This window comes from Lactobacillus apis (assembly GCF_002837055.1).
Lineage (GTDB): Bacteria > Bacillota > Bacilli > Lactobacillales > Lactobacillaceae > Lactobacillus > Lactobacillus apis.
In genome coordinates, this window is record NZ_PDKP01000069.1 from 1 (window position 1) to 439 (window position 439).

Here is a 439-nt window from a genome sequence, read left to right on the forward strand (position 1 = left end):
GTAATCTTGGATAGTTATTTGCATCAAGACCGTTAATTATGAATTCACTATTTTCAGAAATAATTTGAGTTTGGAAACTGTCTTTTACTTCTAAAGAAAATTCCTTACCAGGTAAGCGTCTAATAATTTCGCTGAAGAAACGGGCTGGCAAAACCACTGATCCAGTAGATTCAACTGTTAGATCTTCACTAACAGGAATATGAATTTCGATTGAAATATCAGTATCGCTACCAGTTAGGATTAATTCATCTTCGGTTAGGTTAAGTTTAATTCCGCTTAATATTGGAATTGTTGCACGTGAAGAAATAGCATGCATTACGTTGTTTAGATTGTCGACAAAGAGATTGCGGTTTACGGTAAATTTCATTTGTTACCTCCTGAGTTCGTGTCTGTTTTATTTATATTAATTATATATTTAATTAAGTAGTATTAGTAGGTC

The 439-nt window shown here is 32.6% G+C and carries 1 pseudogene; it reads right to left on the reverse strand.

The features are described 5' to 3' along the window. Positions 1–367, reverse strand: a pseudogene (locus CRG87_RS07970) (DNA polymerase III subunit beta); the annotation flags it as partial. Positions 368–439: the final 72 nt, after the last annotated feature.